The sequence below is a fragment of the Pectobacterium atrosepticum genome, assembly GCF_000740965.1.
Classification (GTDB): Bacteria; Pseudomonadota; Gammaproteobacteria; order Enterobacterales; family Enterobacteriaceae; genus Pectobacterium; species Pectobacterium atrosepticum.
On the sequence record NZ_CP009125.1, the window covers coordinates 3,761,085 to 3,786,744 of the forward strand.

19 protein-coding genes and 2 pseudogenes are annotated in these 25,660 nt (G+C 50.2%); 6 read left to right on the top strand and 15 right to left on the bottom strand.

Annotated features, from left to right (window positions below; translation table 11 throughout):
• Position 1 precedes the first annotated feature (1 nt).
• The 13 genes from tssH to GZ59_RS16685 all read right to left on the bottom strand — a co-directional run bounded on the left by tssH (position 2) and on the right by GZ59_RS16685 (position 18,537).
• A complete protein-coding gene (gene tssH, locus GZ59_RS16625; protein WP_011094944.1) occupies positions 2-2,599 on the bottom strand; it encodes a type VI secretion system ATPase TssH in 2,598 nt (865 codons plus the stop codon).
• Between the two features lie 13 nt (positions 2,600-2,612).
• Positions 2,613-3,389: a type IVB secretion system protein IcmH/DotU gene (icmH, locus tag GZ59_RS16630; protein WP_011094945.1), complete on the bottom strand. Its 777-nt coding sequence runs from the start codon at positions 3,387-3,389 to the stop codon at positions 2,613-2,615.
• Positions 3,390-3,404: 15 nt separating this feature from the next.
• Entirely contained in the window at positions 3,405-4,742 is a 1,338-nt protein-coding gene (tssK, locus tag GZ59_RS16635; protein WP_011094946.1) for a type VI secretion system baseplate subunit TssK, read from the bottom strand.
• A 2-nt stretch (positions 4,743-4,744) separates the two neighbouring features.
• Entirely contained in the window at positions 4,745-5,266 is a 522-nt protein-coding gene (gene tssJ, locus GZ59_RS16640; RefSeq protein ID WP_039293285.1) for a type VI secretion system lipoprotein TssJ, read from the bottom strand.
• A complete protein-coding gene (gene tagH / locus GZ59_RS16645) occupies positions 5,266-6,486 on the bottom strand; it encodes a type VI secretion system-associated FHA domain protein TagH (RefSeq protein ID WP_039293287.1) in 1,221 nt (406 codons plus the stop codon). The genes tssJ and tagH overlap by 1 nt, the downstream gene beginning before the upstream one ends.
• Positions 6,487-6,488: 2 nt before the next feature.
• Complete coding sequence (gene tssG / locus GZ59_RS16650) at positions 6,489-7,487, bottom strand: type VI secretion system baseplate subunit TssG (protein WP_011094949.1); 999 nt, start codon at positions 7,485-7,487, stop codon at positions 6,489-6,491.
• Positions 7,451-9,217, bottom strand: coding sequence for a type VI secretion system baseplate subunit TssF (gene tssF / locus GZ59_RS16655; protein WP_011094950.1), 1,767 nt, complete (start codon positions 9,215-9,217; stop codon positions 7,451-7,453). The genes tssG and tssF overlap by 37 nt, the downstream gene beginning before the upstream one ends.
• A gap of 2 nt (positions 9,218-9,219) precedes the next feature.
• Positions 9,220-9,651, bottom strand: coding sequence for a type VI secretion system baseplate subunit TssE (gene tssE / locus GZ59_RS16660; protein ID WP_011094951.1), 432 nt, complete (start codon positions 9,649-9,651; stop codon positions 9,220-9,222).
• Between the two features lie 5 nt (positions 9,652-9,656).
• A complete protein-coding gene (gene tssC, locus GZ59_RS16665; protein ID WP_039293295.1) occupies positions 9,657-11,135 on the bottom strand; it encodes a type VI secretion system contractile sheath large subunit in 1,479 nt (492 codons plus the stop codon).
• 31 nt (positions 11,136-11,166) lie between these two features.
• Positions 11,167-11,670: a type VI secretion system contractile sheath small subunit gene (tssB, locus tag GZ59_RS16670; protein ID WP_011094953.1), complete on the bottom strand. Its 504-nt coding sequence runs from the start codon at positions 11,668-11,670 to the stop codon at positions 11,167-11,169.
• Positions 11,671-12,738: 1,068 nt separating this feature from the next.
• Entirely contained in the window at positions 12,739-14,142 is a 1,404-nt protein-coding gene (locus GZ59_RS16675; protein WP_039293298.1) for an efflux transporter outer membrane subunit, read from the bottom strand.
• Positions 14,139-17,282, bottom strand: a complete 3,144-nt coding sequence (locus tag GZ59_RS16680; RefSeq protein ID WP_039293299.1) for an efflux RND transporter permease subunit — start codon at positions 17,280-17,282, stop codon at positions 14,139-14,141. Before GZ59_RS16680 ends, GZ59_RS16675 begins: the two co-directional genes overlap by 4 nt.
• An 82-nt stretch (positions 17,283-17,364) precedes the next feature.
• Entirely contained in the window at positions 17,365-18,537 is a 1,173-nt protein-coding gene (locus tag GZ59_RS16685; RefSeq protein WP_039293301.1) for an efflux RND transporter periplasmic adaptor subunit, read from the bottom strand.
• Between the two features lie 189 nt (positions 18,538-18,726).
• Between GZ59_RS16685 and GZ59_RS16690 the strand changes: the two genes are divergently transcribed.
• Positions 18,727-19,299, top strand: coding sequence for a TetR/AcrR family transcriptional regulator (locus GZ59_RS16690; protein ID WP_039295190.1), 573 nt, complete (start codon positions 18,727-18,729; stop codon positions 19,297-19,299).
• Between the two features lie 297 nt (positions 19,300-19,596).
• On the opposite strand, the gene GZ59_RS16695 is transcribed toward GZ59_RS16690, so the two are convergent.
• Positions 19,597-20,142: a histidine phosphatase family protein gene (locus tag GZ59_RS16695; RefSeq protein ID WP_039293303.1), complete on the bottom strand. Its 546-nt coding sequence runs from the start codon at positions 20,140-20,142 to the stop codon at positions 19,597-19,599.
• Positions 20,143-20,578: 436 nt separating this feature from the next.
• On the opposite strand from GZ59_RS16695, the gene GZ59_RS16700 reads away from it, so the two are divergent.
• From GZ59_RS16700 to GZ59_RS16710, 3 genes are all read left to right on the top strand, one after another.
• On the top strand, positions 20,579-21,070 hold the full coding sequence (locus GZ59_RS16700) for a YhfG family protein (RefSeq protein WP_039293305.1): 492 nt from the start codon (positions 20,579-20,581) through the stop codon (positions 21,068-21,070).
• Positions 21,063-21,647 carry a putative adenosine monophosphate-protein transferase Fic gene (locus tag GZ59_RS16705; RefSeq protein ID WP_039293307.1) on the top strand — a complete coding sequence of 195 codons (585 nt, stop codon included), beginning with the start codon at positions 21,063-21,065 and terminating at the stop codon, positions 21,645-21,647. Before GZ59_RS16700 ends, GZ59_RS16705 begins: the two co-directional genes overlap by 8 nt.
• Positions 21,648-21,806: 159 nt before the next feature.
• Positions 21,807-22,838, top strand: coding sequence for an IS630-like element ISPeat1 family transposase (locus GZ59_RS16710; protein ID WP_039289737.1), 1,032 nt, complete (start codon positions 21,807-21,809; stop codon positions 22,836-22,838).
• Positions 22,839-22,864: 26 nt separating this feature from the next.
• On the opposite strand, the pseudogene GZ59_RS16715 reads toward GZ59_RS16710, so the two are convergent.
• Positions 22,865-23,066 (bottom strand): annotated as a pseudogene (locus GZ59_RS16715) (Arm DNA-binding domain-containing protein); the annotation flags it as partial.
• Between the two features lie 501 nt (positions 23,067-23,567).
• Here GZ59_RS16715 and GZ59_RS16720 point away from each other — a divergent pair.
• Complete coding sequence (locus GZ59_RS16720; RefSeq protein ID WP_039293308.1) at positions 23,568-24,260, top strand: GDSL-type esterase/lipase family protein; 693 nt, start codon at positions 23,568-23,570, stop codon at positions 24,258-24,260.
• Positions 24,261-24,360: 100 nt separating this feature from the next.
• Positions 24,361-25,658 (top strand): annotated as a pseudogene (locus GZ59_RS16725) (IS4 family transposase).
• The last annotated feature ends 2 nt before the right edge of the window (positions 25,659-25,660 follow it).

Below are 25,660 nucleotides of genomic sequence, written 5' to 3' on the forward strand. Positions count from 1 at the left end.
CTCAGCCCTCCACCTCAGTCTGGAACTGGCCGGCTTCGACGCGGAAATGAATACGGCTAACGGGTTCACCCGCAGACATGCGTTGCAGTAGCTGCAGCGAAACCGGTGGCAGCAAGGCTCCGTCAATCACTGATTCGAGCATACGAGCCCCGTTTTCGCTGCGGTTCGCCAACCGTAGAATCTCTTCCGGCACCTCGTCTTCAATGATGACTTCCGCACCAAAGCGCTGTTGCAGCAGAGAAACCAGACGCGACAATTTGCCCTGTACGATCTCGACCATGGTGTCATGCGCCAGCGGCAGATAAGGAATGACTTCCATACGCGCCAATAATGCAGGTTTGAAGAAGGCCGCCAGCTCGGGATAGAGCGCATCCAGCAACACATCCGACTGCTCGGCGTAGTTCACGATCGTCTGGAACCCGAGATTGGACGTCAGGAAGAACACCACGTTGCGGCAGTCGATGACACGGCCTTCACCATCGGCCAGTTCACCTTTATCAAACGCCTGATAGAACAAATTCAGAACATCCGGGTGCGCTTTCTCTACTTCATCCAGCAGTACCACGGAGTACGGCTTCTGACGGATGGCTTCGGTCAACACGCCCCCTTCGCCAAACCCGACGTAGCCCGGAGGCGAACCGATCAGGCGTGAAACCGTATGTTTTTCCTGATATTCCGACATATTGATGGTGGTCAGATAGTTACGTCCACCAAACATCAGGTCGGCAATCTGAACCACAGTTTCCGTTTTACCGACACCGCTTGGCCCCACCAGCAGGAAAGCACCTAGCGGACGCCCCGGACGACGGAGATCCGCACGCGCAGTCAGTAAATGTTTATGCAATTGGGCAATCGCTAACTGCTGCCCTTTAATCGACTCTCCCAGGAATTCAGGCAGGCGGGTGACGATATCCATTTCACCCTGTGAAATTCGGTTCAGCGGCACGCCCGTCCATTCGGCAATCACTGCCGCAATCTGCATTTTATCGACGTGGGGAGAGACCAGCACGGAAGCTTGCTGAAGTATTTCCAGTGCTTGCTCACAGGTAGCCAGTTCCGCCGCTGCCGATACCGCATCAAAGTCGACGGTTTGCTCGTCATCCAACAGCGCCGTACGCAGTTCAATCACGCGTTGAACCTGTGTTTTCTGCTGCTGCCAATCGGCTTCCAGCTGTGCCAGCGATGCCGCCCCCGCTTCGCGGGCGTCACGCAGTTCGACTAACCGCTCTTCAGTATTACCCAGACCGATGCGCGCCTGACGCTCAAGCTGGGTGATTTCCATTTTCTGCTGATGCAGGCGAGTCTGTAGCTGGCTGACTGCACGCGGTGGCGTCGTCAGGTTAATCGCCACGCGCGCACTCGCGGTATCCAGCACGTCAATGGCTTTATCGGGCAGTTGGCGACCGGAGATATAGCGCGCCGACAGCTGCGCCGCCGCCTGAAGTGCATCTTCATCAATCAGTACGCCGTGTGCTTTTTCATAGATGCTGCGCAGCCCACGCAGGATAACGGTGGCTTCTTCCGCGTTCGGTTCACCGACCTTGACGAGCTGGAAGCGACGGGAAAGCGCCGCATCTTTCTCGACGTATTTTTTGTATTCACTCCAGGTCGTCGCCGCGATCGTACGCAATTCACCGCGTGCCAGCGCAGGCTTGAGCAGGTTGGACACATCCAGCCCGCCAGCCTGATTGCCGGCCCCGATTAGCGTATGCGCTTCATCGATAAACAGAATGATCGGGCGTGGCGCATCTTTCACTTCCTGCATCACACCTTTGAAGCGTTTCTCAAATTCGCCTTTAACTGACGCACCGGCCTGCATCGCCCCCAGATCGAGCGTGAGCAGTTCTACATCCCGCAATCTTTCCGGTACGGCACCCGCCACAATACGCAGCGCCAGCCCTTCGATCAGCGCACTTTTACCGACGCCCGCTTCCCCTACCACAATCGGGTTGTTTTTACGGCGGCGGGAGAGAATGTCGATCATCAGATCGATTTCATGATCGCGACACAGCACCGGATCCAGTTGCCCCTGTCGGGCAGATTCCGTCACGTTTTGGGTATAGCGAGAGAGCTGGGTAGTCGCCGCCGCAGCCTGCTCCGCTGTAGCAGAGCGCGTCGCCACCTCCGTTTCAACGGAATCCTTGACCCACTCATCAAACTGCTGACGTAAAAGCTCACGGTTAATCTGCGCCAGCGGGCGGGATACCGCCCCTGCTACATAGCGATTTGGCGTCAGCAGCAAAACCAGCAGCAAGATGCCGCTGCGCAGCTGCGCATGTTGGAATTCAGCCGAGGCCAGCAGCCAGCTGTCCTGTAACCATTCCACCAGCAGAGGAGAGAATGAGGGATAGCCCGCATCAAATTCTTTATCCACGGAAGAAGGTAACAGCAGCGAAGACAGCTCATCCGCATCGACACCCGCACGCTTAAGGATCTGGCGCACATCACACAGCGGCGTTTCCAGCATTTTCATCAACAGGTGCTCAATACGGATTTCCGCTCCCTGATGTTGAATACAAAGTGCCGCCGCTTCTTCCAGCATATGACGGCACACGGGGTTGAGTCGTTCAACCAGTGTCGGCAGTTCAATTCGAATCACGGTGTAGCTCCTGTTATTGTAATAATTCTCCCAGCTGACGCAGCACGTCCTGGGTTTGATGAGTTAGCTCGTAACGGTACAGGCCGAATGCGGCCACTAAGACCACAAAAACGCCGATAAAAAGCGTGCGCAATGACACCTGTCTACGCAGATGGTAACGCGAGGCCTGCTGCCCCAGATTCAAGTGGAAGACCGTCGGCGAATTAGCAGGCTCAGGGCGCAGCGTGTCATGTAACTTACTCACGACGCGGTTCAACTCCTCACGCCCCTGAGTCATCACCCGATAGCGCCCTTCAAAGCCCAGACAGAGGCAAAGGTAGATAAACTCTAGGATGTCGCGATAGCGGGTGGGATCGTCCAGCAGCTTCTCCAGCAGGACAAAAACCTTTTCGCCTCCCCAGGTTTCATTGTGAAAACGGGTCAACAGGGAGTGGGCCGACCACATGCTTTGCCCGCCCCACTCCCGTCCCATCACGGCTTCATCAATGAAGGTGCAGAGGATGTAGCGGAAGGACAAAATCACGCCGTTTTCATAGCCATGAGAATGCAATTCCTGCTCGATGGCCTGAATTTCAGACACCACGCGCTGATAGAGATCCTCCACGCCCTCATAAGCAGAGAGCTGGCGTACTCGCTCCACCATGCCCAGCAGCGGCGTGACCGTATCAACCATCGGATTAATGCTTTGTCCACGCAGGCGGAACCAGTAATCGGAGTCCATATCTAGCTGTCGGGCGTGGTCAAAAAGCAGATCGCCCAGTTGATCGTTTTTAATAACCTCGATGCTCATCTCTTACTCTCCTGACTACTGACCACGGATGGCCCAAAGCTGCATATCCAGTTCCGGGAATTCACCAGCAATGTGGAACGCTAACGTATTGCCAGACACCAGCACCTGCCAAGCAGGGCTTTGTCTATCCAGTTGGAAATAGCTGTATCCCGCGTGATAAGGCAACTGGCGCGGTGCCACAGGCAGCGGCAGCAGCGGGATACCAGGCAACTGCAGGCTGATCAGTTCGCGGATCTTCTCGCTGGAGGCAATCTTCGTTTGTTGCAGCAGCTGCTTACGCAGATGCTCCTGCGGCATACGTGCGCGCACTGCCAGCACAAACTCGGCGCTGGTCATCAATTCCGCATCACCAACCATCGCCACCATCACGCCATACGGCTGTTTCTTGAGTTGAATGGAGACGGCACGCGGCGACAGCACGGTGCTCAGGGCTTGACGCAGCGCCATCATCAGCGGCTCAAAGCTGGCCTGCTGATGTTCGTGACGGTAGGCGGGAAATTCCGGTGGCAGACGCGATTCATCGGTAAACGTCATCAGTTCGCCGCATAGCTCAACCAGCGTTTCGTGAAGGCGTTCAGGGTGCAACGTACCAAGACGCGCCAAATGCGACAGCTTAGGCTGAGCGCGGTTAAGCAATTGCAGCATCATAAATTCGGCCACGTCCGCCACGCCTTGCTGTCCCGGTGCGGCAATACGCTGTGCCAGACTGCGTGCGCGTTCAGCGACCAGACCAGCGGATTCGCCCAAAAAGCGTTTTAAGGTTGGAATTGCGGTGACGCTGATGCTGCACGGCATAAAGTTAGGATCCAAGATCAAGCCGCCGTCGGGGCGTTTATCCAGAATGTTGGCAATCGCCAGCGAGGCATAAGCGCTGCGATCGTCACGATCGAGCATCAGGCGCAGGCTGACCTTGCCGACTTCCAGAGAAACGATATCACCGCCGTCGCTGTGCAGATCGCGCACGTCATGCCGATGCGATTGCAGACGACTGGCGATCCCCTGCCCCGGCTGACCGACTTCACTGACGCCATTTACCGCCAGCGGCAGCGCCAGATACACTTTCTGGTTTGCCAGCGCGACGTCGGTGATCTCCAACGGCAGCGGCAGAGCATCATCACCCGGAATATTGAACACGGTGCCGTCAGGCATCACACCGCTGGCGTTAACTAGCGCGATGCGGCCAAAATTGAGGTATTCCTCATTAATTGCCAGCGACTGCAAACCATAGAAATAATCACTGAGGGCGCTGAGACGCGCATGCAGTGCGTAATCGGTGTGTCTTTGCTGCTGTTGAAAATGCTGCGGTTTAATAAACAAACCTTCCCGCCAGATAATGCGATTGCGACTCGACATAATTATTCTTCTTCTTGGTCTTTTTTGATTTCGACTTCATCCCGGCGCAAGTGCACGAGGATCTGATACGTCTGTCCGGTATTTTTTAGCTTGATGACTTTTCGCCACTCCGCGCTTTCCGAATCTGCATACCGAGCGACCACGCCGAGGTAGTGCACCTTTTCATCCAATGCTTCTGGCGGCAGATATTTGAACTGCCCCGGCAATAGCGTGTAGTCCTGATGGCTGATGTAATTCTTGGCCAACGCTTTTTCGATATCCGTCGTGATCTGGTCGTAATCGGTTGCTAACAGACGCGAATCTTCCGCCAGCAGAACCAGTTGGAATTCGATAGGGGCGGCTTCACCGCTGTCGTTCGGATTCACGTCCGGTTCCGCCAGCAGGCTAAACCCCACGGTAGAAGGCTGATGATTGTTGCTGCCCACCTGGATATCAGGATTCGCCGCGACCTGCGCCATCTTGCCCAGTGTGGAACACCCCGACAGTAGGAACATCAGGGAAAATAAGCACAGTGCCCGCAGCATTATTTTTGCTCCTGCTGCTGACGCACGGCACGGTCATACGCCTGCGCATACACCTGATGGAACAATTTCTGGAAACCCTGCTGACGGGGTGACGTCAATTCTCGGAAGTAGTGCTGATACATCTGCCACGCCCAGCCATCATCCGCAGCCAACGGTTCGCCACTACGACGATAGTGTTCAAAACGGCTAAGCAGCGCGGCTGGCGAAAAGGCCTGAAGAATGTTTTCCAACGCCACGGCAATCGCCTGCTGATTCGCAATATGATGCACTCGCATATTGTTCAACACTTCTTCCACCGCGGCGGGCGCTGACAAATGAACTGGGCTTTTCCCCTCGGCAAACAGCACCGACAGCGTATCCGCATAACCCAGCCCCAGACGCAGCGGGTTATCTTCAATCGGGCGTAAGTGCGTGTCCGCCAGTGCCGCCTGTTCTGTCTGCAATGCCAGCAAGCCTTCAACCATGGCGCGCAGGCTTTTCCCCATCTCTTCCAGCATTTCACGCAGTCGCGCATCATCGCCCGGCTGAAGCGACAGCCCCAGCCCGCGCATCAGCGGAGCCAATGAGGTGCCGTCGCTGTACCCTTCCAGCTCATCTCCCGCATAGCGTGTGTTGATAGTCGGTAATTCGACAAATTTCTGATCCATGGTGTCCTCAGCAGAAGAAAAAGAAGAAAGAGAAGTCGTGAGTGATTCTCCGACCGTCTCACTGTCTGATAGCAAGAGTGACTGGCTCTGTTCTTTCTGTAGCGCCCACAGCGGGTCGTTCAACACGACGGTAGAGTCTGCAAGATCCGTAGAGCGCCTTTTTTTATCTTCACTTAGCCAGCCGCCCAGCACATCGTCCGTGCGCTGTCCTAATACCTGATCGATATCCTGTTCCGTTGTGGGATCGCCGATATACACGCCCAGCCGGAAAGGCCCAATCACCAGTTCATCGCCGTGCGACAGAATGACTTTACGATCTCGCCCAATCGGCGACAGGGAACCGTTAATAAAAGACTGACCGCTCAGATCGCACAGGCTGAAATAGCCATCGGTCATGTCGATACGAGCGTGTGCCGGGACCACGGAGCCCAGCCGATCCCGTAGTTGCCACTGATCTTTTTCCGATGCGCCCAGCGTGCCACCACGGTGATCAAACTGGTGCTGTACCTGAGAATTGATATCGAGCTGCTCACTGTTGAGCACAACCAACGTGAGTGGATGGGTTACGTTCACATTTACTCCTGCACACAAATCGTCACATAGGGATCCGTTGGGGGTTGCCCGAGAAAGCTGCTCCATCCCAACCGGCTGCTTTGTTCACTTCCCAGGCTTAAGCCCTTGGCTTCGCCTTCCGCAAAACCAAGACGCAGATCCCAAGCCAACTGATCGCGAAGAATGAAAGAGACAAAACGCACCAGCGGCTGAAAATGCTCGCCGTTGGGCAAAAAGCTGAGAAAGCGGCTAAAGCTGAGATTGCCGACCTTGAGCAAAAACTTGCCGGCACAGTCATTCACTTTGTCGCCGATAACAAAATCACCGCCCAGCATCATGTTTCCTTTTCCCAGACGATTTTGCTGCCCTTCATGAATAGGAACGCGGCGGTGCTGCCAGGCCATGACAGCGACGTCGTCCAGGTCAAAACAGTGAATAACCAGGCCCGCGACCACTTCCGGTGAACGGCTGGGGCTTGCCAGCACCCCAGCGTAGGAAAGCATCTTGGCGCGGTTAACCGGCAGGCTGTCGCGTACGGCGTCATTCCCTAGTCCCACAAGCGCAAACATCAACCGAGAGAATCCATCCTCCCCATCGTTCTGAAAGCGGACGTGATAGCGATATTTTCGCCATGCGCGGTGCAACAGCGTGAGTAAGCGGTGATGGAAGAAATCGAGAAATACGCCCAGCTTCTGTTCGCCCTGCGCGTACTCCCAAGCCAACTCTTCAAGGTAATAGCCGGGCATCGGCGACTGGCTGCCGTGCAGACCCAGAAACGCGACCTCCAATTCCTGACGGCCTTCTTCATCGCATCCCACCTTCAAGATATCGCTGGGGTGAAAGCCAATAGAGGCGGTAGAGCGAAAGCGCAGACGCTCCTGTTCAGGACGAAAATCCAGTTCTTGTTCCAGATCCACGCCTTCCAGTTGATTAAGCAATTCCACCAATTGGAAAAAATTAAAGCGTGAGACATCCTGACGGAACGTCACATCATTGAGTGTTGACCTATCTGTACCGGCCATCGGTAGCGCTCCTTGTTATCGATGTTGACCACTTCCAACAGGTGGAAAGCGTTAACGCTGGCGTATAGCGAGAAAAAGTGCGCCAGCACCGTACTAAACAGATAGAGTTCTCCTTCACTGGAAAACGCGGATTGCCGTACCGACAGGATTGATTTCAAGCCGCGCACCGGCATGCCCTGAACCAGACGATCGATAGGGGTGGTTTCGATAGACTCGATACCCGCCAGACGCTTACGCGAGGCTTGCTCTGCCTGCTTATCGTGCAGCGCGGGGAAATCGTAGGTACGCAGAATCTGTACCAACGCATCACGCCGCAGCAACGACACGTAGTTCAAGGACAGGTTGGAGATCAGCGTCCAATGCAGGCTGCCATCCATCGCTGGCCGCAGCGGCCGCGTCGGGCGAACCAAATTACGAAACGTTGCGAAAGACGGTGAATTCCCGGTTGGCACACAGATCGCCCCAACGGACAGCTGCGCCGCACGCGATCGATTGGTGCAAGTCAGGGTTACCGAGATGGATTCATCTAAATCAATCACTTCTTGCTCATCACCGCGCACAAAAGAGAGCATATGATCAAAACCGTTACCATTGATGGCTTCTCTTACCCGGATGCGGTAATAGAGCGCCAGCCGTCCTTTGGCTCGCTCAATTTGGTGCTGAAAGCTCTCAAAAGGCTGATACGTGCGTGGAATTCCCCGAGAACGACCTGAATTCCCTTCAACCCAGCCTTCAACCTTATCCACAGAGAAAATTTCAAAGCTATCGGCGTTACGGTAGCTGGCTTTCAGCGGGTAATCGGTCTGGCGTCCGCTGAGGTTGATCGGTTCGCTATCATGCTGGAAGAGATTAATTGCAGGCACGCAGTTGAACATGAACGAATCAGGGCGGATTTTCAGTTCCGCTGGCAACGGACGATCAAAGCAAAAATGCAGACGAAATTCCGTTACCGTTAGCGGGAGATCAGGCCATACCGCGCCAGCAAGTTGGAAAAAGAGAAAACTTTCAGGAAAACAAAAGTATTCCTGCAAAATTCGGTAGCCCGAATAGACATTACCAGGATACGGCAACAAGGCATCTTCACGCTCAAAGCCGACCGTCTTCAGCACGCTAGCTTCCTGACGGAAACGTTGGCCATCAACTTCCAGCTCAATATGCGACAGTTGGCTAGCGATCCAGAAATAGAGCTCGTAGGCGGTATAGGTATCACCGCCCAGATAAAAGCGTAGTTTGTCGAGTTGCAGATCGCTGAGTGATAGCGGGCCATGCAGCCCAATATCCAGAGTAATAGTGGAAAGATCGTTTCCGCTTTGTACCTTGATCTCACGGATATCTGCCGGATAAATCCAGGCATCGTGGCAGGTCTGAAAATGGCAAACTACATCGTCAATCGGCAGGCTATCAAGCTCACAGCCTCGCGCCACAAACGCGGGTTGGGCAATCGCACCGGGGTGTACCGAAAACTGCATAATGGTCATGCTTGGTACGGGGCGCAGGTAATTAGGCCACAGCATGCCTAGCAGACCATGTGTCAGTTCCGGAAATTCATCCTCGATCTTCGCCCGCAGGCTCCCTGTCAAAAAGGCGAACCCTTCCAGCAGACGTTCGACGTCTGGATCCGTAGTTTGTTCTGACAAAAATCGGGTAAGCTCAGGGTGCGCCTTGGCGAATTCACGCCCTTGCAGGCGCAAGTAGGTCAGCTCATCCCTGAAAAAATGTTCCAGTGACATAATCAGATCATTCTGTAATGACGGTGGCTATCCATGTGGATATTGAAAGAGGCGACCTGCTCCAGATCTTCCAATCTGACCCGGGCGGTAACCTGAAACGACATCTCCATCGGATTCGATAAATAGTCCGACGTGTTGACATCTACATGAACAATTCGAGGTTCAAAGCGACAGATACACTGTCGGATCGCCTCCCGGATTTTCCCCCGAATATCCGCACCACCCTGCGTCGCGTCATTAAAATCAATCACGCCAAGCTCAGGTGCACTGCGGCAATTTCCGGGCCGGGTGTTGAGCACGTTGTCCAGTTGACGCTTAACGGACTCGATCAGTGCTTCAACTTCCGTTTCAGGGGAGGAACGACGTTCCTCCCCACGGATACGATCAAACAGACTTGCCGCGCTTCCCCTTTCCCAGGCAGAAAGAGACGGCATGAGTCTTATTCCTTATCCAAACGCCCTACCAGCGACAGCTCAAAGTTCGCCCCCATGTACTTGAAGTGCGGGCGCACAGACATGGTGACCTGATACCAACCTGGTTCCCCTTCCACATCCAGCACTTTGATTTGTGCGGCACGCAGAGGACGACGGCTACGGACATCTGCCGGCGGGTTTTCCTGATCGGCGATGTACTGTTTAATCCAGGTATTCAACTCGCGTTCAAGATCCTGACGCTCTTTCCATGAGCCAATCTGTTCACGCTGAAGCACTTTAATGTAGTGCGCCAGACGGTTGATGATGAACATGTAAGGCAGTTGCGTACCCAGCTTGTAGTTGGTTTCCGCTTCTTTGCCTTCTTTGGTGTTCGGGAACACCTTCGGCTTCTGCACCGAGTTAGCAGAGAAGAACGCCGCATTGTCACTGTCTTTACGCATCGTCAACGTGATAAAGCCTTCTTCAGCCATTTCATATTCACGACGATCGGTGATCAGGACTTCAGTCGGGATCTTGGCCTGAAGTTGGCCCATGGCTTGATAAACATGCACCGGCAAGTCGGTAATCGCACCACCGCTCTGCGGGCCAATGATGTTCGGACACCAGCGGTATTTTGCGAAGCTGTCCGTCAGCGCCGTTCCCATCAGATAGGCGGTATTGCCCCACAGATAGTGTTCGTGATCGGTGCTGATATCTTCTTTGTAGTTGAAGCCCTTAATCGGGTTTTCAACCGGGTCATAAGGCAGGCGAGCCAAAAAGCGCGGTGCCGTCAGCCCCAGATAGCGGCCGTCTTCAGATTCACGCAGAGAACGCCATTTCGTGTAGGCTGGGCCTTCGAAAACGGATTTCAGATCTTTGATGGAAGGCAGATCGGTGAAGCGATCCACGCCAAAGAAGGTCGGTGCAACGGAAGAGATGAACGGCGCATGTGCCATCGCGCCAACGGCGCTGACATACTGCATCAGTTTGATGTCTGGCGAACTTTGCGTCATCGCATAGTCACCAATCACCCCACCGATAGGCTGGCCACCAAATTGGCCATAACCGCTGGAATAAACGTGCTTATAGAAGCCAGACTGTGAGATTTCAGGCGCGAATTCAAAATCTTCCAACAGCTCTTCTTTTGTCGCATGCAACACCAACAGTTTGATGTTTTCACGGAAATCAGTGCGATCGATAAGCAGTTTCATCGAACGCCAGGAAGATTCCAATTCCTGAAGTTCTTTCGCATGCAGAATAACGTCAATCTGCTTGCTGAGTTTTTTGTCCAGTTCGACGATCATGCTATCGACCAGCGCTTTATTCACGGGTTCTGCTGCATTACCGCTATCAAGAATGTTAGCAACCAGCGCGGCAATACCCTGCTTAGCCACGCTATAACCTTCATCGACTGGGCTAATGCGTGCTTGAGCCATGATGTCATCAAGCAGCGAGCCAGAGGTGCTGGCAGCCCCTGTCTGAGCCTGTTCTTCAATTATTGACATATTATTTCCCTATTTCGTCAGTAAACATCAATTATTCGGCGGGTTTCACCAGCTCGAGCTCTTTCAAAAGCTGCTCTCTGGCTTCTTCGCTGGACAACAGATCCTGCAAACGATTACGGAATGAGGGAATATTGCCGAGGGGGCCTTTCAGCGCGACTAATGCTTCACGTAAATCAAGCAGCTTACGTAATTCAGGCACTTGCTGGGCGATGCGGTCAGGGGAGAAATCATTCAAACCGCCGATGCTCAATTTCACTGGCAGGTCGTCCTGACTTTCTTCTTCAAGGCGATTTGGCACACTGAAATTCAGTTCCAGATTTGCTTCTTTCATCACGGAGGTAAAATTGTTTTTATCGATCGATACGGTCTGACGCTCCTCGATCGGTGTTTCCTCTGTGCGCCCTTTCATATTTCCCACGATCATCAGCGTTAACGGCAATTCTATTTCCGCCTGCTGACCACCAGTGGCCGGAACATATTTGATATTAATACGTTCCTTTGGTGCGACAGATGCACCATCAGTTCCTTTTGCCATGTGTCTATACCAACGTAAGGGCACTCGGGCCCGGAGAAGTAAAGTCGATTCCTACCAAAAGCCCGCCATAATCCATAAGCACGGCAGCGACTCGGCAAACAAATATCCCCGTCATCCTTCAAGTTGCATGTGCGTTGGCTGCGTTCAGTCATCCGAATCACTTACCAGAGTAAGCTCATCGGAATTCCTTATCTTGCCGCCTTCCTGAAACTCGAATTATTTAGGGTATAGCGTATTTGTTTTTCGACCAGCGAGATGAAATAAATTTAAATCGAATTAAAAAAACCATAATAAAACCGTAAATTTACGGTTTATATCGATGTAAAAGAGTCACACCAAGAAGGAAGTTAAATACATTTATATTTTGAGTTTAGATCATACACACAACACAAACGCATGGTCAATGCTTATATAGCAAAGCAAGTAAACAGAACAACTAAAGCAAAAATACAATAAAAACAAAAGATTAAATTAAACCTAAGTAAAAATATCCATAAAAAAACAGAATAAGTCATTGAGTTTCAATTGACTGAAAAAGAATATATTTCGTGCCTTTTAATTTCGTTAACAACGAAATACTTAACCCGCTAATAAATTAAGAAAATTAAAAACAACTCATTAATTTTAATTTAGTAAAAACATTCACTCTTTATTTTTTACTTTTGGCAGAATAAATACCTCTATCACCTTAGGAAACTATTTCCGTGTTAAGAAATAAATATTAGATAGTTTAGCAATCATTGATTTTTAATGAAAATTATTAGTTTTTTATACTATTAAAAAACACCTAACCAGTGATATTAACCAAGTGCATAAAATTAGCGGCATTTCATAACAAAAACTACCAAGCAAAGCAGTGAAATGATCTCTTAAACGACATTTTCAGGTTAAAATAGCGGTCATCCGGCTGGAGAACCTTCCAGACGATACAGTGGAGTAAGGGCGCCCTGACAGGACGCCCTTGTTTGTATTACTTTAGATTATCGTTGAAAAACGAGGTCAGCGCTTTCACTGTCTGGCACGTATGATAATTCAGCAGCAAGCTATTTAGCAGGTTACCGAATATGATTAATGCTCTTGCCGATTTTCTTCATGCCAGCCACCACCCAGCGCGCGGTAGAGTGTAGATAATGCAACTTGATGCTGTGTTCGGATATCGATAAGTTGTATCTGACTACCAAACGCCCTGCGTTGTGCATCAAGATAGCGCAAGTGGCCATCCACCCCACCGGCATATCTTGCTTCAGCCAGTCGCAACGACTCAAGATTGGTCTTCGTCAGGCTTTCCTGTGCCAACGCTTCCCGCCGTAAGGTATCCGTTGCATCCAATGCGTCAGACACTTCACGAAATGCCGTCTGAATGGTTTTTTCATAATCTGCCACAGCAATATCTTTTCGCAGATTTGCTACATCCAGATTAGCCATATTGCTTCCGCCGGAGAATAACGGCAGCGTTATCTGCGGTGAAAATGACCAAGCCTGCTGTCCGCTGCTGAAAAGATCGGATAACTCAGTACTGGCACTGCCGTACATTCCTGTTAGAGAAATACGGGGGAAAAAGGCTGCCCGCGCAGCGCCAATGCTCGCATTTCTTGATTTCAGCCGATTTTCCGCTGCTTCAATATCCGGTCGGTACGCCAACAATTGGGATGGTGTACCCGGTGCAATATTTTGCAGAATCGCCTCTTCAGCAACTGACTTCTGAGGCAGATAACGGTCAATGTCATTAGTTCCAACCAGTAAACGCAGCGCATTTTCAGATTGCCTTAGCTGCCGAGTTACCTGCTCCCTTTCAGCCCGCACTTGCTCTACAAGCCCCAGAGCTTCCTGATAATCAAGAGCGGATGCTACGCCTACAGCACGTCTTTCTGAAATGAGCCTCAGGGAGTCCTGCCGCGACTGTAATGTGCTGTTTGTAAGCTCGTAACGCTGCGCCGCACCATTGCGGGTGAGATAAGCCTGCACGACCTCCGCTATCAGCGTAATTCTCGCACCGCGGGCATTGTTCTCTGTTGCAAGATACTCTTCCATCGCGGCATCTGAGAGGCTTTTAACCCGTCCAAACAAATCAAGCTCGAATGCCGCCAGACCAACGCCAGAACGCCACTCGCTTTGAACAGCCGCTTGGCCGGTTGGGGATATATCGCCAGGAACACGCTGGCGTGAACCCGATCCCTGAGCCTCAATCCCCGGCAATCGATCGGCACGTTGGATGCGATATTGGGCCCGAGCAACATCCACATTTAACAGGGTCTGTCTTAAATCTCGGTTATTGGCGAGCGCCATATCGACCAAATGTCGTAACCGTTCATCCTGAATGAATGTCTTCCAGTCAGTTGTGGCAGATGAGTGCCGATCGCTTTTCCACTGTTCCGTTATCGGTGACGGTGGCGTGGTATAGGTGGGCGCCATAGAGCATCCCGCTAACAGAAGCGTAACCGCGATCAGACTGAGTTTATGAGGCGTTATCATTTTCCCACCTCTCGGGTATCTGTCTGGCTATCAGGCGGTGTCTTTTCTTTGCTTTTGTTCATCAAAGACATGACCCAGACATAGAAGACTGGCACAAACAGCACACCCAGTAAGGTCGCGCTCAACATCCCCCCCATGACACCCGTACCGATAGCACGCTGGCTGAGTGCCCCCGCTCCCGTTGCAATAGCAAGCGGTACCACACCAAGAATGAAAGCAAGCGAGGTCATCACGATAGGACGAAAACGCAAGCGTGCGGCTTCAATAGCTGACTGCCTGAAGGATTTCCCTTGTGCGTGGAGATCTTTTGCAAACTCGATGATGAGAATTGCGTTTTTCGCCGCAAGCCCAATGATAGTGATCAGACCCACCTTGAAATACACGTCATTAGACATACCCGCAGCCATTACGGCCGCAACAGCACCCAACGCCCCGACAGGAACAATCAGGAGGACCGAGAACGGGATCTTCCAGCTTTCGTACAAAGCAACCAGAACCAGAAAGACCACGACAAGTGCTAAAGCTAATAGCAGCGGAGCCTGAGAACCGGCGGCTTTTTCCTGATAGGACAAGCCGGTCCACTCATACCCAATTCCCGGTGGTAATTGTGCAGCCAACCGCTCAATCTCTTTCATTCCCTCACCAGAGCTCATGCCAGGAACGACATCACCGGAAAGTTTGAGGCTCGGATAACCGTTGTAGCGGACTACTTGCACAGGGCCATGCTTCCACGCTATTTCGCTAAACGCCTCCAGAGGAACCAATTCCCCATTGCGGTTGAGAATATTCAGTTTACGCAGCGTTTCCGGCGTAGCCCGACTTTCAGGTGCTGCCTGGACGATAACGCGCTGCATACGTCCCTGATTTGGGAACTCATTGACTAACGCCGAACCGTAGGCGGTCGAGATAGCATTATTAATGGCATCAAAAGGAACCCCCATTGCTTCTGCTTTCTCACGATCGATACGCAGGTCAAGCTGTGGTGCATCAGCCAATCCCTCCACCATGATGTAAGCAAAAGTCGGGGACTCATACACACTGCCCATTAGCTGTTGGCTTGCGGCAAGCAGCGCGTCACGACCAAGGCCTGCACGATCCTGAAGACGTAGCGCAAAGCCACTTGAGTTCCCCATGCCTTCAATCGAAGGCGGAACGATAGAAAATAGCGTGCCGTCTTTTATGTTCTGGAAAACGCCGCTGGATTGATCCGCTTCATTTTGTACAGATTCCTCACTGGAGCGTTCTGACCAGTCCTTGAGCATGACAAAGCCCATGCCGGCATTCTGCCCCATACCGGAAAAGCTGAATCCCTGAAGCGTCAGTACATCCGCAACCGCAGGGCGTTCAAGAAAGTAGTTTTCCATTTCCTTGGTTGATGTCATCAGCCGCTGATATGTCGCCCCCGGAGGCAGCTGAATATCCGTCATGACATAACCCTGATCTTCTGACGGAAGAAACGCTGATGGCAGCCGGGTATAGGCCACCGCAAGCACACCAAGAATAGCGACATACACCAACATCACTCTGCCTGAACGTGACAGCAATGTTGATGTGGTAGAAGAGTAACGCTCCGTCAAGCTGCTGAATTTACGGTTGAACCAGCCGAATAACCCTTTTTTCTCGGCATGGTGGCCTCTAGCAATAGGCTTAATCAAAGTGGCGCAAAGCGCAGGCGTCAGCGTTAGAGCAAGGAAGCCGGAGAAAAGAATCGAAATTGCCAGAGAAACAGAGAACTGACGATATATCACTCCAACAGAACCACTCATGAATGCAAGCGGCAGGAACACCGCAACGAGCACGAGGGTAATCCCCACGATTGCCCCACTGATTTGGGTCATCGCTTTGATCGTCGCCTCTTTAGGAGACAGCCCTTCTTCGGCCATGATGCGTTCGACATTTTCCACGACCACAATGGCATCATCCACCAGAATACCGATGGCTAAAACCATGCCAAACATAGTCATCATGTTGACGGAAAACCCTAACGGCAACATCACCGCCAGCGTGCCAAGCAAACAGATAGGAACAACAATCGTCGGAATAAGGGTGTAGCGAATATTTTGCAGAAACAACAACATGACTAAAAAGACGAGCACGACGGCTTCAAGCAGCGTCATTAATACTTTCTTAATGGCCACTTCAACAAATTTCGATGTGTCATGAGGAACGCTATAACTGATATTCTCTGGGAAGTTCATCGACAATTCAGCCAGTCGAGATTTGACGGCTTTTGCTGTCTCAAGTGCATTGGCGCCAGGGGAAAGTTGCACACCGATCCCAACCGCGGGTTCACCATTGAGCCGTGATGATAAACGATAATCCTGCCGCCCCATTTCTACTCGGCCAACATCACTCAAACGGACAGTAGATCCGTCTGCATCGGCCTTAAGCACAATACGAGAAAATTCCTCAATAGAGGACAGTTGCCCCTGAACCAGTATGTTTGCAGAGATTTCTTGATCAGGTGGACTGGGCTGCTCTCCCAGGCTCCCACCGGATACCTGCGCGTTTTGCGCTTTGATGGCATTATCTACATCATTAATAGACAACCCATAGCTAATCAGCTTCGTCGGATCTATCCATACACGTAAAGCGCGCTCTGCGGAAAACATTTGCACACGGCCTACGCCTGTGACTCGGCGAATTTCGTTGTTAATGTTTCGCGCCGCGTAATCAGCAAGGTTTACCTCATCAGAATTCTTATCTTTTGCTGTCAGAGCAAAAATCATCAGGAAGTTGGTACTCGCCTGTTCGACCTGTAATCCCTGTTGGGTTACCGAGGCAGGAAGACGGGATTCGACCTTTTTAATACGGTTCTGTACGTCAACCTGAGCGAGATCGGGGTTGGTACTCGGCTGAAAGGTAATGGTTATCTCTCCCGAGCCCGCACTGTTACTCTGAGATTCATAATAGAGCAGCCCTTTTGCGCCATTAAGCTCTTCCTCTATCAGGCTTGTGACACCGCTATTGATGACTTCAGCGGAAGCTCCGGGATAAGTTGCCGTCACCACAATTTGTGGCGGAGCAACCGCTGGGTACTGCGAAACAGGCAACGACGAAATGGCAAGCAACCCCGCCATCGCGATGAAGATAGCCACAACCCAGGCAAAGTTGGGTCTGTGAATAAAAAAGTTAGGCATGATTTATTCCGGCACGTATGATTTTTGCGGATTAAAAAAACACTGATGGTGCGAATCGAACAAGATAACGTCCCCGCCAGTGCTAAGAAGAGACATTGCCATCCTGCTGTTTTGGCGTTTGTACTTCCTGTTGGGGCGTATCAGCGGTTTTTACCGACATTCCCGGCTGAATTTTATCCACGCCACTGATAATGACCTTATCCCCAGCGCTCAGCCCTTCCGTTATCTGCCAGTCCTTACCTTCCATTACACCAGTGGTAACTTTCTGCTCAACAGTCAGACCTTCAGCATTGATGACAAAAACCTTTGCAGTTCCATCCGTTCCTCGGATTATTGCCCGCTGTGGAATGAAAATAGCCTTCTGATCAACACCCAGCTCGGTACTCACTCTCACATACATACCAGGCAGGAGCCGGTTATCCGGATTGGGGAATTCTCCACGCAGCATGATTTCGCCAGTGTTTCTGTTGACCGAAATGTCGGTGAACAGCAATTTACCCGTTGCGGTATAACCCGTTCCTTCAACATGAATGCTCACCTTCGGCGCTGAATCCTTATTCGTTGAAAGCTGCCCCTTTTCCATTGCCTCACGCAATTGCAGGACGGTATTTGCGGGCTGATTGAAATCGGCATAAACCGGATCGGTTTGCTGTATCAAAGCCATTGGCGTGGTTTCTCCCTGCCCCACCAAACTTCCTTCACTCACCAGACTTTTGCCTATCCTGCCGGAGATCGGTGCTTTGACGGTGGCATAGCTGAGATCCAGTTCAGCCGTTTTTACGTCCGCACGAGCGGACAAGCGATTAGCCTTCGCGGTCTCTAGGGCAGTATCCGCATCATCGTATTCTTGACGGCTGACAGCCTCGATTTTCACAAGCGGGGTATAGCGACGAACAAGGGATTCGGCCTGCTTTACCTGTGACTCCGACCGCGCCAAGCTTGCCTTAGCACGAGCAAGGGCAGCTTCAAACGATGCCTGTTCAATGGTGAAAAGCAGCTCCCCTTCCTTCACAACGGCTCCTTCAGTGAAGTGCCTTTTCTGAACAACCCCTGCTACGCGCGCCCTAACCTGTGCGACACGGACAGGTTCGATTCGCCCTGGCAAATCTGCCGTCATGGTTTTCACCTGCGGGATGACGGTCTGGGCTTCAACCTCTACCGATTGCGACTGCTGCTGTTCAGCTCCCGTCGTTTCATCATCACAGCCAGCCAACAGCAAACTCAAGACGAGCGCACTCATTTTTAACTTAGCCATACTACCCCCTGATCCACACTGGAACTTTTGCTTAAATTTGCGACGGAAATAATACTTTTAAGAATCAAATGAGTCAATATAGATTCATTAGACGCAAAATGGATTCTAATGAGGTGTTTTTTTTTCATTGCGGGTATGGAAAGATATGCAGCCACCCTGACGGGGCTGACAACAAGAAAAGGAGAGAAGATGTCTGAAAATATCAGTGACAAGCTGGCCGGCGCTCTGGCCCTTGCAATCGCCCGCAATCCCAGAGCAAATCTGCAACAAATAGCCAAGAAAGCGGGGATTAGCAAAGCCACTCTGTATCGTATCGCACCGACCAGAGAGGCGATCATCGTACTCTTGCTTGAACGCGCTACCCGTCACCTTGAACAGGCTCTTTTTAGCGCGGAATTAGCAAGAGCACCTTACCCTGATGCATTGATTCGGCTCACGGAGAACGTCATTGTAGGACGTGATTTTTACATGTTTTGGAATGCGGCTCAGTGGGTGCAGATGGTGGATGACAGAAAAGATGCCGTGGATGAAGCCATGCCTTCCTTTTATGGTGAAGCACTGGAAGAATTTTTCAAGAAGGGTCAAAAGGAAGGGGCGTTCCGCATTGATATGCCAGCTCGATGGCTCGCCAAAGCTTACGATTCTATGCTTTATGCTGCCGTTGATTCTGCATTACGGGGCGAAATTGCACCCGTCGATATGGCAGCGCTGGTTAATTCCATGTTTCTTAATGGGGCAAGTTCGGAGACGGAGAAGGGCTGATTGAAAAATACGGATCTCTCGATATGTAAACAACTTCGGCAAAGCGCGATTACTGGTGGGGTTAATGCTGGACTTTAACGTAGCCGATATAGCTGGAACTATTCTCTGGTGAGCTTCCGAAATTGGAGCATTTGTAACTGGCGCTGCTTTTCAAAGCATCATGCGGGAAACCAGCACTCCTCTCCATCAACGCCACGGGAACGATGTGGCTTCGTTTGGCAACGCCCAGCATGATCTGGATTGCTACTGTCTGATTAGTGCATTTGATATGCCCTGAAAATATGGCGGTCTGAGCTATCAACGCACAAGTTTAATGCCCGACCAGTATCCTGACGGACCCACTTTCTGCCTTTTCCAGCCAGCTTTCTGTAGCTCTCTGGCAACCAAAGCATTCATAAAACCATGCCCAACACTTAATACACTCCCATGTGTTTCTGCCATTTTATCCAACTCACAGGAAACGAGCTTCGCTCTTATCTTTACTGAAGAAAAAGTTTCTACTCCTCCACTACCTCCCGCCATCCAAAAAATACGAAATAAAGCAGCCCAAACAAGTGGGGCTAACTTTAGCAGGGGGATATTAAAAACTGGCAATGGCGCTTCATGCAGCTCATCAATGATGATGTCTGGCTCCAACCCAAGAGCAGCTACAGACTCAAGAGCCCGTGGCATTGGGCTAGAAACTATAAATTTCCCCTCACTAGCAGCGACTGTTGAAGCATCGGGCGAATCCAATATGCCAGCCGCATCATACTCCCCTATCCACGAGTACATATCGACCGATCTGATTGCCGTCGAACGTCTAATATCAGGCTTTCCATGTCGCAGCAAAAATAACTCCATGAAGCAGATTCTCCTGTTAAAAAAGAAACACCTATTTACCATAACATTAATTTTTCGTTGCCCAACGACCTCAGTAGCTACTGCGCCACTTACTGCAAAAGAGCGCTCTTTAAACCGCAAGATTCAGTGAGCTTCATTTGGGGCATCTCCTTTAGAACAGAATCGGAGCCGAACATAATGGTGTAACAAACTGTTTTTATTATATAATTTTTGTTATGTGAATTTCGTTTATACACATCTCACCCAATAAAATGATTTTGCGAAAAACGGTTCACCCTCTACACCTTTCATTTTTTATCTTTATTTTTAGCGAGTTAAGTGATGAACAGCGAGTGAAAAGGTAATGAGTGACTCTCACTCATGCAGGTAAGATACGCCTAGGTCGTAATTGTGGTACTCTTTGTCGCATATATATGCGGATTAAAGGTGAAAGCCCATGCGGTATGAAATGGCGGTACTCGCGGCTCTGGTACAAGAGGATTCCCCTAATACGCAATCTATCGTAGCCGCTACAGGTATCTCTGAAAGAAAAGTACAGGAAGTGTTAAACGCGCTCCAGTCAACGATGGATATCAGCATATCACGCGAAAGAAATGGCAAACGGCAAGCCTTGTCTATCTCGTCTTGGGGCGTGTTTGGTGACGGGGAACGGCTGATCGAGAAATTGAAAAATACCGATCTGTCGATATTTAAACAGCACCGGAAAATCACGACAAAAGCATTGCCAAACAAAACGCGATCCCCACATATGGTGACGCTGGAAGAAAAGCGTGATTACTACAATCAGGTGAAACTCAAAAACTATCGGGACAGTATGCGTCTTGAAGGATTTTGCGTTGAGGATACGCCGCTTCCCGCAGACAAGCAGGAAAGGGAAGCGCTGAGAAAAAGCCTGATAGCCATGTATAAAGCGAGTGGTTATGTCTGATAAATACGGCTCAGGGCAAGATCCTTATACCTACCCTAGTAGCGATGTTCTGATAAATAAGCTCGGCATCAACGATGATAGTAAATTCGACGATGCGGAGCGTCAGCTATCCGAACTGGCCGTTCTCGATATTGAATTTGAAGAACCGCCTTACGATCTACATCACTGGTGTGGGCTGCACGGAAAAATATTCGGGGATTTATTCGATTGGGCAGGAGAAATACGGCGTATCGATATTTCTAAAGGTCAAACACGTTTTTGCACCGTATCCCGTATTGAAATTGAAGCCAATAAAATTTTCACGCAACTATCCAACGATGATTTTTTACAAAGTCTTGAACGTCCGGCTCTAATAACTCAGTTAGCAGAATATTATTCAGATTTGAATGTGATCCATCCGTTTCGGGAAGGCAATGGGCGTTCTCAGCGTTTATTGTTCGAGCATATGATTATTAATTGTGGCTATGGTGTCTCTTTCGAAAATATCGGCATTCAGGAATGGTTAGCGGCTAACGTGGCGGGATACCATGGCAATACTCAGCCATTAGCCGATATTTTTGAGAAAAGCATTCTCTGAATCAGACATCAGGTTAAGTTTTTGTGCTTTACGCTATTCGCTTGGATTGATGCCCTCTAAATAGCTGTTCCAAATAGTAGATCACCAGAAGGGAACTCAGTCCGATTTAAGCGATCTGATCAATCGCTGAATATCCCAAATCACCAACCGGACTGAGTCATGCCGATCATAGCACCGATACCCGACGCCGAAAGGTGTCTGATGCAAAAAACCATCCATAAAACATGTGATAAAAACTATGCCCGCAGACTCACCGCGATGTTGATGCTTCATCGTGGGGACAAGATAAGTGACGTTGCCAAAACGCTTTGCTGCGCACGTTCATCGCTGGGGCGCTGGATTAATTGGTTCACACTTTACGGGCTGGAAGGCCTGAAATCATTACCCTCAGGTCGTGGCCGACGCTGGCCGTTTGAGCGCATTTGTGTGCTGTTGCGTCAACTGATTAAGCATTCGCCGGAAGATTTTGGTTATCAGCGTTCTCGCTGGAGTACTGAACTGTTAGCAATAAAAATCAACGAGATAACCGGGTGCCGTTTGCATGCTTCAACCGTTCGCCGCTGGCTTCCCTCTGCTGGACTTGTCTGGCGAAGAGCGGCCCCCACGCTGCGCATTCGCGACCCGTATAAAGAAGAGAAAATGGCCGCTATCGCAGAGGCGCTAAGCGAGTGTAGCGTCGAACATCCCGTGTTTTACGAGGATGAGGTCGATATCCATCTCAACCCCAAAATAGGTGCTGACTGGCAGCTACGTGGTCAACAAAAGCGAGTTGTTACGCCAGGGAAAAACGAAAAATATTATCTGGCTGGCGCGTTGCACAGCGGCACAGGAAAAGTCAGTTACGTCGGCAGCAGCAGTAAAAACTCGGGGTTATTTATCAGCTTGTTAAAACATCTAAAAAGCACGTACCGGCGAGCAAAAACGATCACGCTGATCGTTGATAACTACATCATCCATAAAAGTCGTGAAACGCTTCGTTGGCTGAAGAATAACCCAAAATTTATTGTTATTTATCAACCAATTTACTCACCGTGGGTGAACCACGTAGAACGGTTATGGCAGGCATTACACGACACAATAACTAGAAATCATAGCTGTCGTTCGATGTGGCAATTACTGAACAAAGTACGCTATTTTATGAAAACGGTAAGCCCATTTCCTGGCAGGAAGCACGGTCAGGCAAAAGTGTAGCGATATTAGGATCAGCTATTTAGTACCTGCTTACGCGCTTCAGACAGACTCCCCAATGGGTAAGCGCCGAAAAGATATCATCTTGGGTTTACCGCCGAAGCGATAGCGAAAACGCCAGTTTTTGCTGCCGCTCGGTTCAATGAGTAAAGACAGCCCTAAACCGTCACCGAGTGTATAGGGCTTTTCTTCAGGCTTCGCGCTGCGGACCTGCATATCGTTGAGTGGCATTTGTATAGGAATCCTTTATCTAACCTGTCTATACACAATCCTATACAAATTTACATCCGGATGTCACTGGACAACATTGGATACATATGGACGTAAAATCAGAAAAAATCGTTGATTTAAAATGGTTTTATTGAGTTTTTCGGAGGTGCTCGGATGAGTTAGTGGTGCGATAATAGGAGTCGAACCTACGACCTTCGCATTACGAAAATCATGAACCCCACATAAACACAATAACTTACAGTGAATTGCCGCGTTCACACACCGAAGCTCACCTGTACTTGCCTGTGCACACCAAATCCCGCCCGCGCATACCTCACCCATTGTTGTCCCACTCGCAGAGTATTGCCGCAAGCGGGTTCCGATTACTTAGTGATACGGAGTTACCTTGCGGCAATTTTTTGCCCCATACATGCCCCAGAATTTCAATAAGCCCGTGCTTCTAGTGGAACCCCCCCTCCATTAATGAGATAATTCTTAAAAACCAATATATGGCGTTCAGTCATGAACAAATCATTAGCAGCAACAATAATTGCATTTGCATTCTTTTTTTTGGGTTTTATTAGTCACAAATACCAAATAACTGAGCCAATTGTGATATTTGTCAAATCATCATTGAATATAGAATACAAAAATCCGAGCGAATATCACATTAACGACAGAATGACCTTCTTCCGCGAGTTTAACCCATCTGGCGATATTGCATTTGTTGGGGATAGCCTCACTGAGGGCGCGAACTGGGGCCAGATCTTCCCGGCCTCTCGAATAGCTAATTTTGGTATCGGTGGGAACACGCTTAAAAATATTGTCGGAATGACTGATTTGATAGTAAAGTCAGGGGCGAGAAAGGCATTTGTGATGGCGGGAGTTAATGACCTGTCAATGATGAAGTATTCAGTAGAAAGCGCAGTTGATAATTACAAAAAATTAATTAATTCTCTTGTTAATAATGACATTTCTGTATTTTTGCAATCAACAATAAAAACAAGAGACTCAATAATAAACAAAAAAATTGAAGTCCTTAATATATCAATGAAGGAATTTTGTGAGAGTGAAGGTAAATGCACGTGGTTTGATGTTAACGAAACAATGACATCAGATGGTCTTCTATCATCTGATTACACAACTGATGGAACTCACTTAAATGGCGCTGGATACAGAGCATGGTCAAGCGTCATTGCGACTAAACTGAATTAGAAAGCTCCTAATAGGATAATGCCGATCAGTTAAGGATCAGTTGATCGATCCAGTGGCTGTGTAAGAGTCCGTAGTCTTCATGGAAGATTATGGATTTTTTATGCAACTATCTCAGGCTCTCAACGTTATTTCCCAGTATGACACCCTGCGTAATCCCCTCTCCACCCTAGCTGAGGTCCTCGACCCCGAACTTGTCGCGCGCTGCCTTGAAGAAACTGGGACCGTTACGCTGCGTAAACGCAGACTCACTACCGACATGATGGTCTGGTGCCTTATTGGTATGGCGCTTGAAAGAAAAGAACCACTACATCAGATAGTTAACCGACTGGATATCCTCCTCCCCGGTAACCGTCCCTTCGTCGCACCCAGCGTAGTGGTACAGGCGCGACAGCGTCTGGGTAGTGAGGCTGTCAGGCTTGTTTTTGAACAGACTGCTGACCTCTGGAACCGGCAAACAAACCATCCCCACGGGTGCGGGCTGACCCTGCTGGCTGTCGATGGTGTCATCTGGCGCACGCATGATACGCCTGAGAACGATGCCGCGTTCATGCGGACGGTCAACTCGTCGAAGGCATCACTTTATCCGCAGGTGAAGATGGTCTGTCAGATGGAACTGACCAGCCATCTGGTCACCGCTGCAGCAATGGGGACAATCAGCGATAACGAAATGACACTGGCAGAAGAGCTGATTGACCGGGATTATTACTCCGTGGGACTACTGGATGCCTGGTGTCAGGCGGGAGAAAGCCGGCACTGGATGATAGCAGCACGGAAAGATCTTCAGTATGAGGTGGTGAGAAAGCTGGGTAAAGGTGACGCGCTGATAAGCCTGAAAACGACACCGCAGGCGCGGAAAAAATGGCCACATCTGACTGAAAAAATAGCAGTACAGATGACTGAACGTGAAATCAAAGGAAAAACAATCTGCCTCCTGACCTCAATGATGGATCCAATGCGCTGGCCGGGTAAAGAAATAACCGATCTGTACAGCTACCGGTGGGAAATAGAGCTGGGCTACCGGGAAATAAAACAGGGACTTCAGGACAGCAGGCTGACGCTGAGAAGTAAAAAACCAGACCTGGTGCGACAGGAACTGTGGGGCGTACTGCTGGCATATAATATAGTTTGTTATCAGATTATTAAGATGGCGGCGACGCTAAAAGTAATGTGGACAAATCAACTGAGCCCCAGGGAGTCGACGGCATGGATAATGAAGCTACTCTGGACGCTGGAAGGGGCATCACCGGGCAGGATCCCGGAGTTGGTCAAAGATGTGGCGAGCATAGTGCAGATGGTGAAGCTTCCGCCGTGCAGAGAAAGAGCCCTCCCCGAATAGTGAAGGAAAGGCCCCAAAAGTATGCAACGGCACGGAGAAAAATGCCAGCCAAGCTTAACTGACT

What these genes read in the sequence shown, in the direction of transcription:
- tssG (WP_011094949.1), bottom strand. Translation starts at nt 7,487, where the DNA reads ATGGCCGGTACAGATAGGTCAACACTCAATGATGTGACGTTCCGTCAG.
- GZ59_RS16695 (WP_039293303.1), bottom strand. Translation starts at nt 20,142, where the DNA reads ATGGAGTTATTTTTGCTGCGACATGGAAAGCCTGATATTAGACGTTCG.
- GZ59_RS16700 (WP_039293305.1), top strand. Translation starts at nt 20,579, where the DNA reads ATGCGGTATGAAATGGCGGTACTCGCGGCTCTGGTACAAGAGGATTCC.
- tssE (WP_011094951.1), bottom strand. Translation starts at nt 9,651, where the DNA reads ATGCCGTCTCTTTCTGCCTGGGAAAGGGGAAGCGCGGCAAGTCTGTTT.
- GZ59_RS16680 (WP_039293299.1), bottom strand. Translation starts at nt 17,282, where the DNA reads ATGCCTAACTTTTTTATTCACAGACCCAACTTTGCCTGGGTTGTGGCT.
- GZ59_RS16710 (WP_039289737.1), top strand. Translation starts at nt 21,807, where the DNA reads ATGCCGATCATAGCACCGATACCCGACGCCGAAAGGTGTCTGATGCAA.
- tssK (WP_011094946.1), bottom strand. Translation starts at nt 4,742, where the DNA reads ATGTCGAGTCGCAATCGCATTATCTGGCGGGAAGGTTTGTTTATTAAA.
- tssF (WP_011094950.1), bottom strand. Translation starts at nt 9,217, where the DNA reads ATGTCACTGGAACATTTTTTCAGGGATGAGCTGACCTACTTGCGCCTG.
- GZ59_RS16685 (WP_039293301.1), bottom strand. Translation starts at nt 18,537, where the DNA reads ATGGCTAAGTTAAAAATGAGTGCGCTCGTCTTGAGTTTGCTGTTGGCT.
- tssJ (WP_039293285.1), bottom strand. Translation starts at nt 5,266, where the DNA reads ATGCTGCGGGCACTGTGCTTATTTTCCCTGATGTTCCTACTGTCGGGG.
- GZ59_RS16675 (WP_039293298.1), bottom strand. Translation starts at nt 14,142, where the DNA reads ATGATAACGCCTCATAAACTCAGTCTGATCGCGGTTACGCTTCTGTTA.
- GZ59_RS16705 (WP_039293307.1), top strand. Translation starts at nt 21,063, where the DNA reads ATGTCTGATAAATACGGCTCAGGGCAAGATCCTTATACCTACCCTAGT.
- icmH (WP_011094945.1), bottom strand. Translation starts at nt 3,389, where the DNA reads ATGAGCATCGAGGTTATTAAAAACGATCAACTGGGCGATCTGCTTTTT.
- tssB (WP_011094953.1), bottom strand. Translation starts at nt 11,670, where the DNA reads ATGGCAAAAGGAACTGATGGTGCATCTGTCGCACCAAAGGAACGTATT.
- GZ59_RS16690 (WP_039295190.1), top strand. Translation starts at nt 18,727, where the DNA reads ATGTCTGAAAATATCAGTGACAAGCTGGCCGGCGCTCTGGCCCTTGCA.
- GZ59_RS16720 (WP_039293308.1), top strand. Translation starts at nt 23,568, where the DNA reads ATGAACAAATCATTAGCAGCAACAATAATTGCATTTGCATTCTTTTTT.
- tssC (WP_039293295.1), bottom strand. Translation starts at nt 11,135, where the DNA reads ATGTCAATAATTGAAGAACAGGCTCAGACAGGGGCTGCCAGCACCTCT.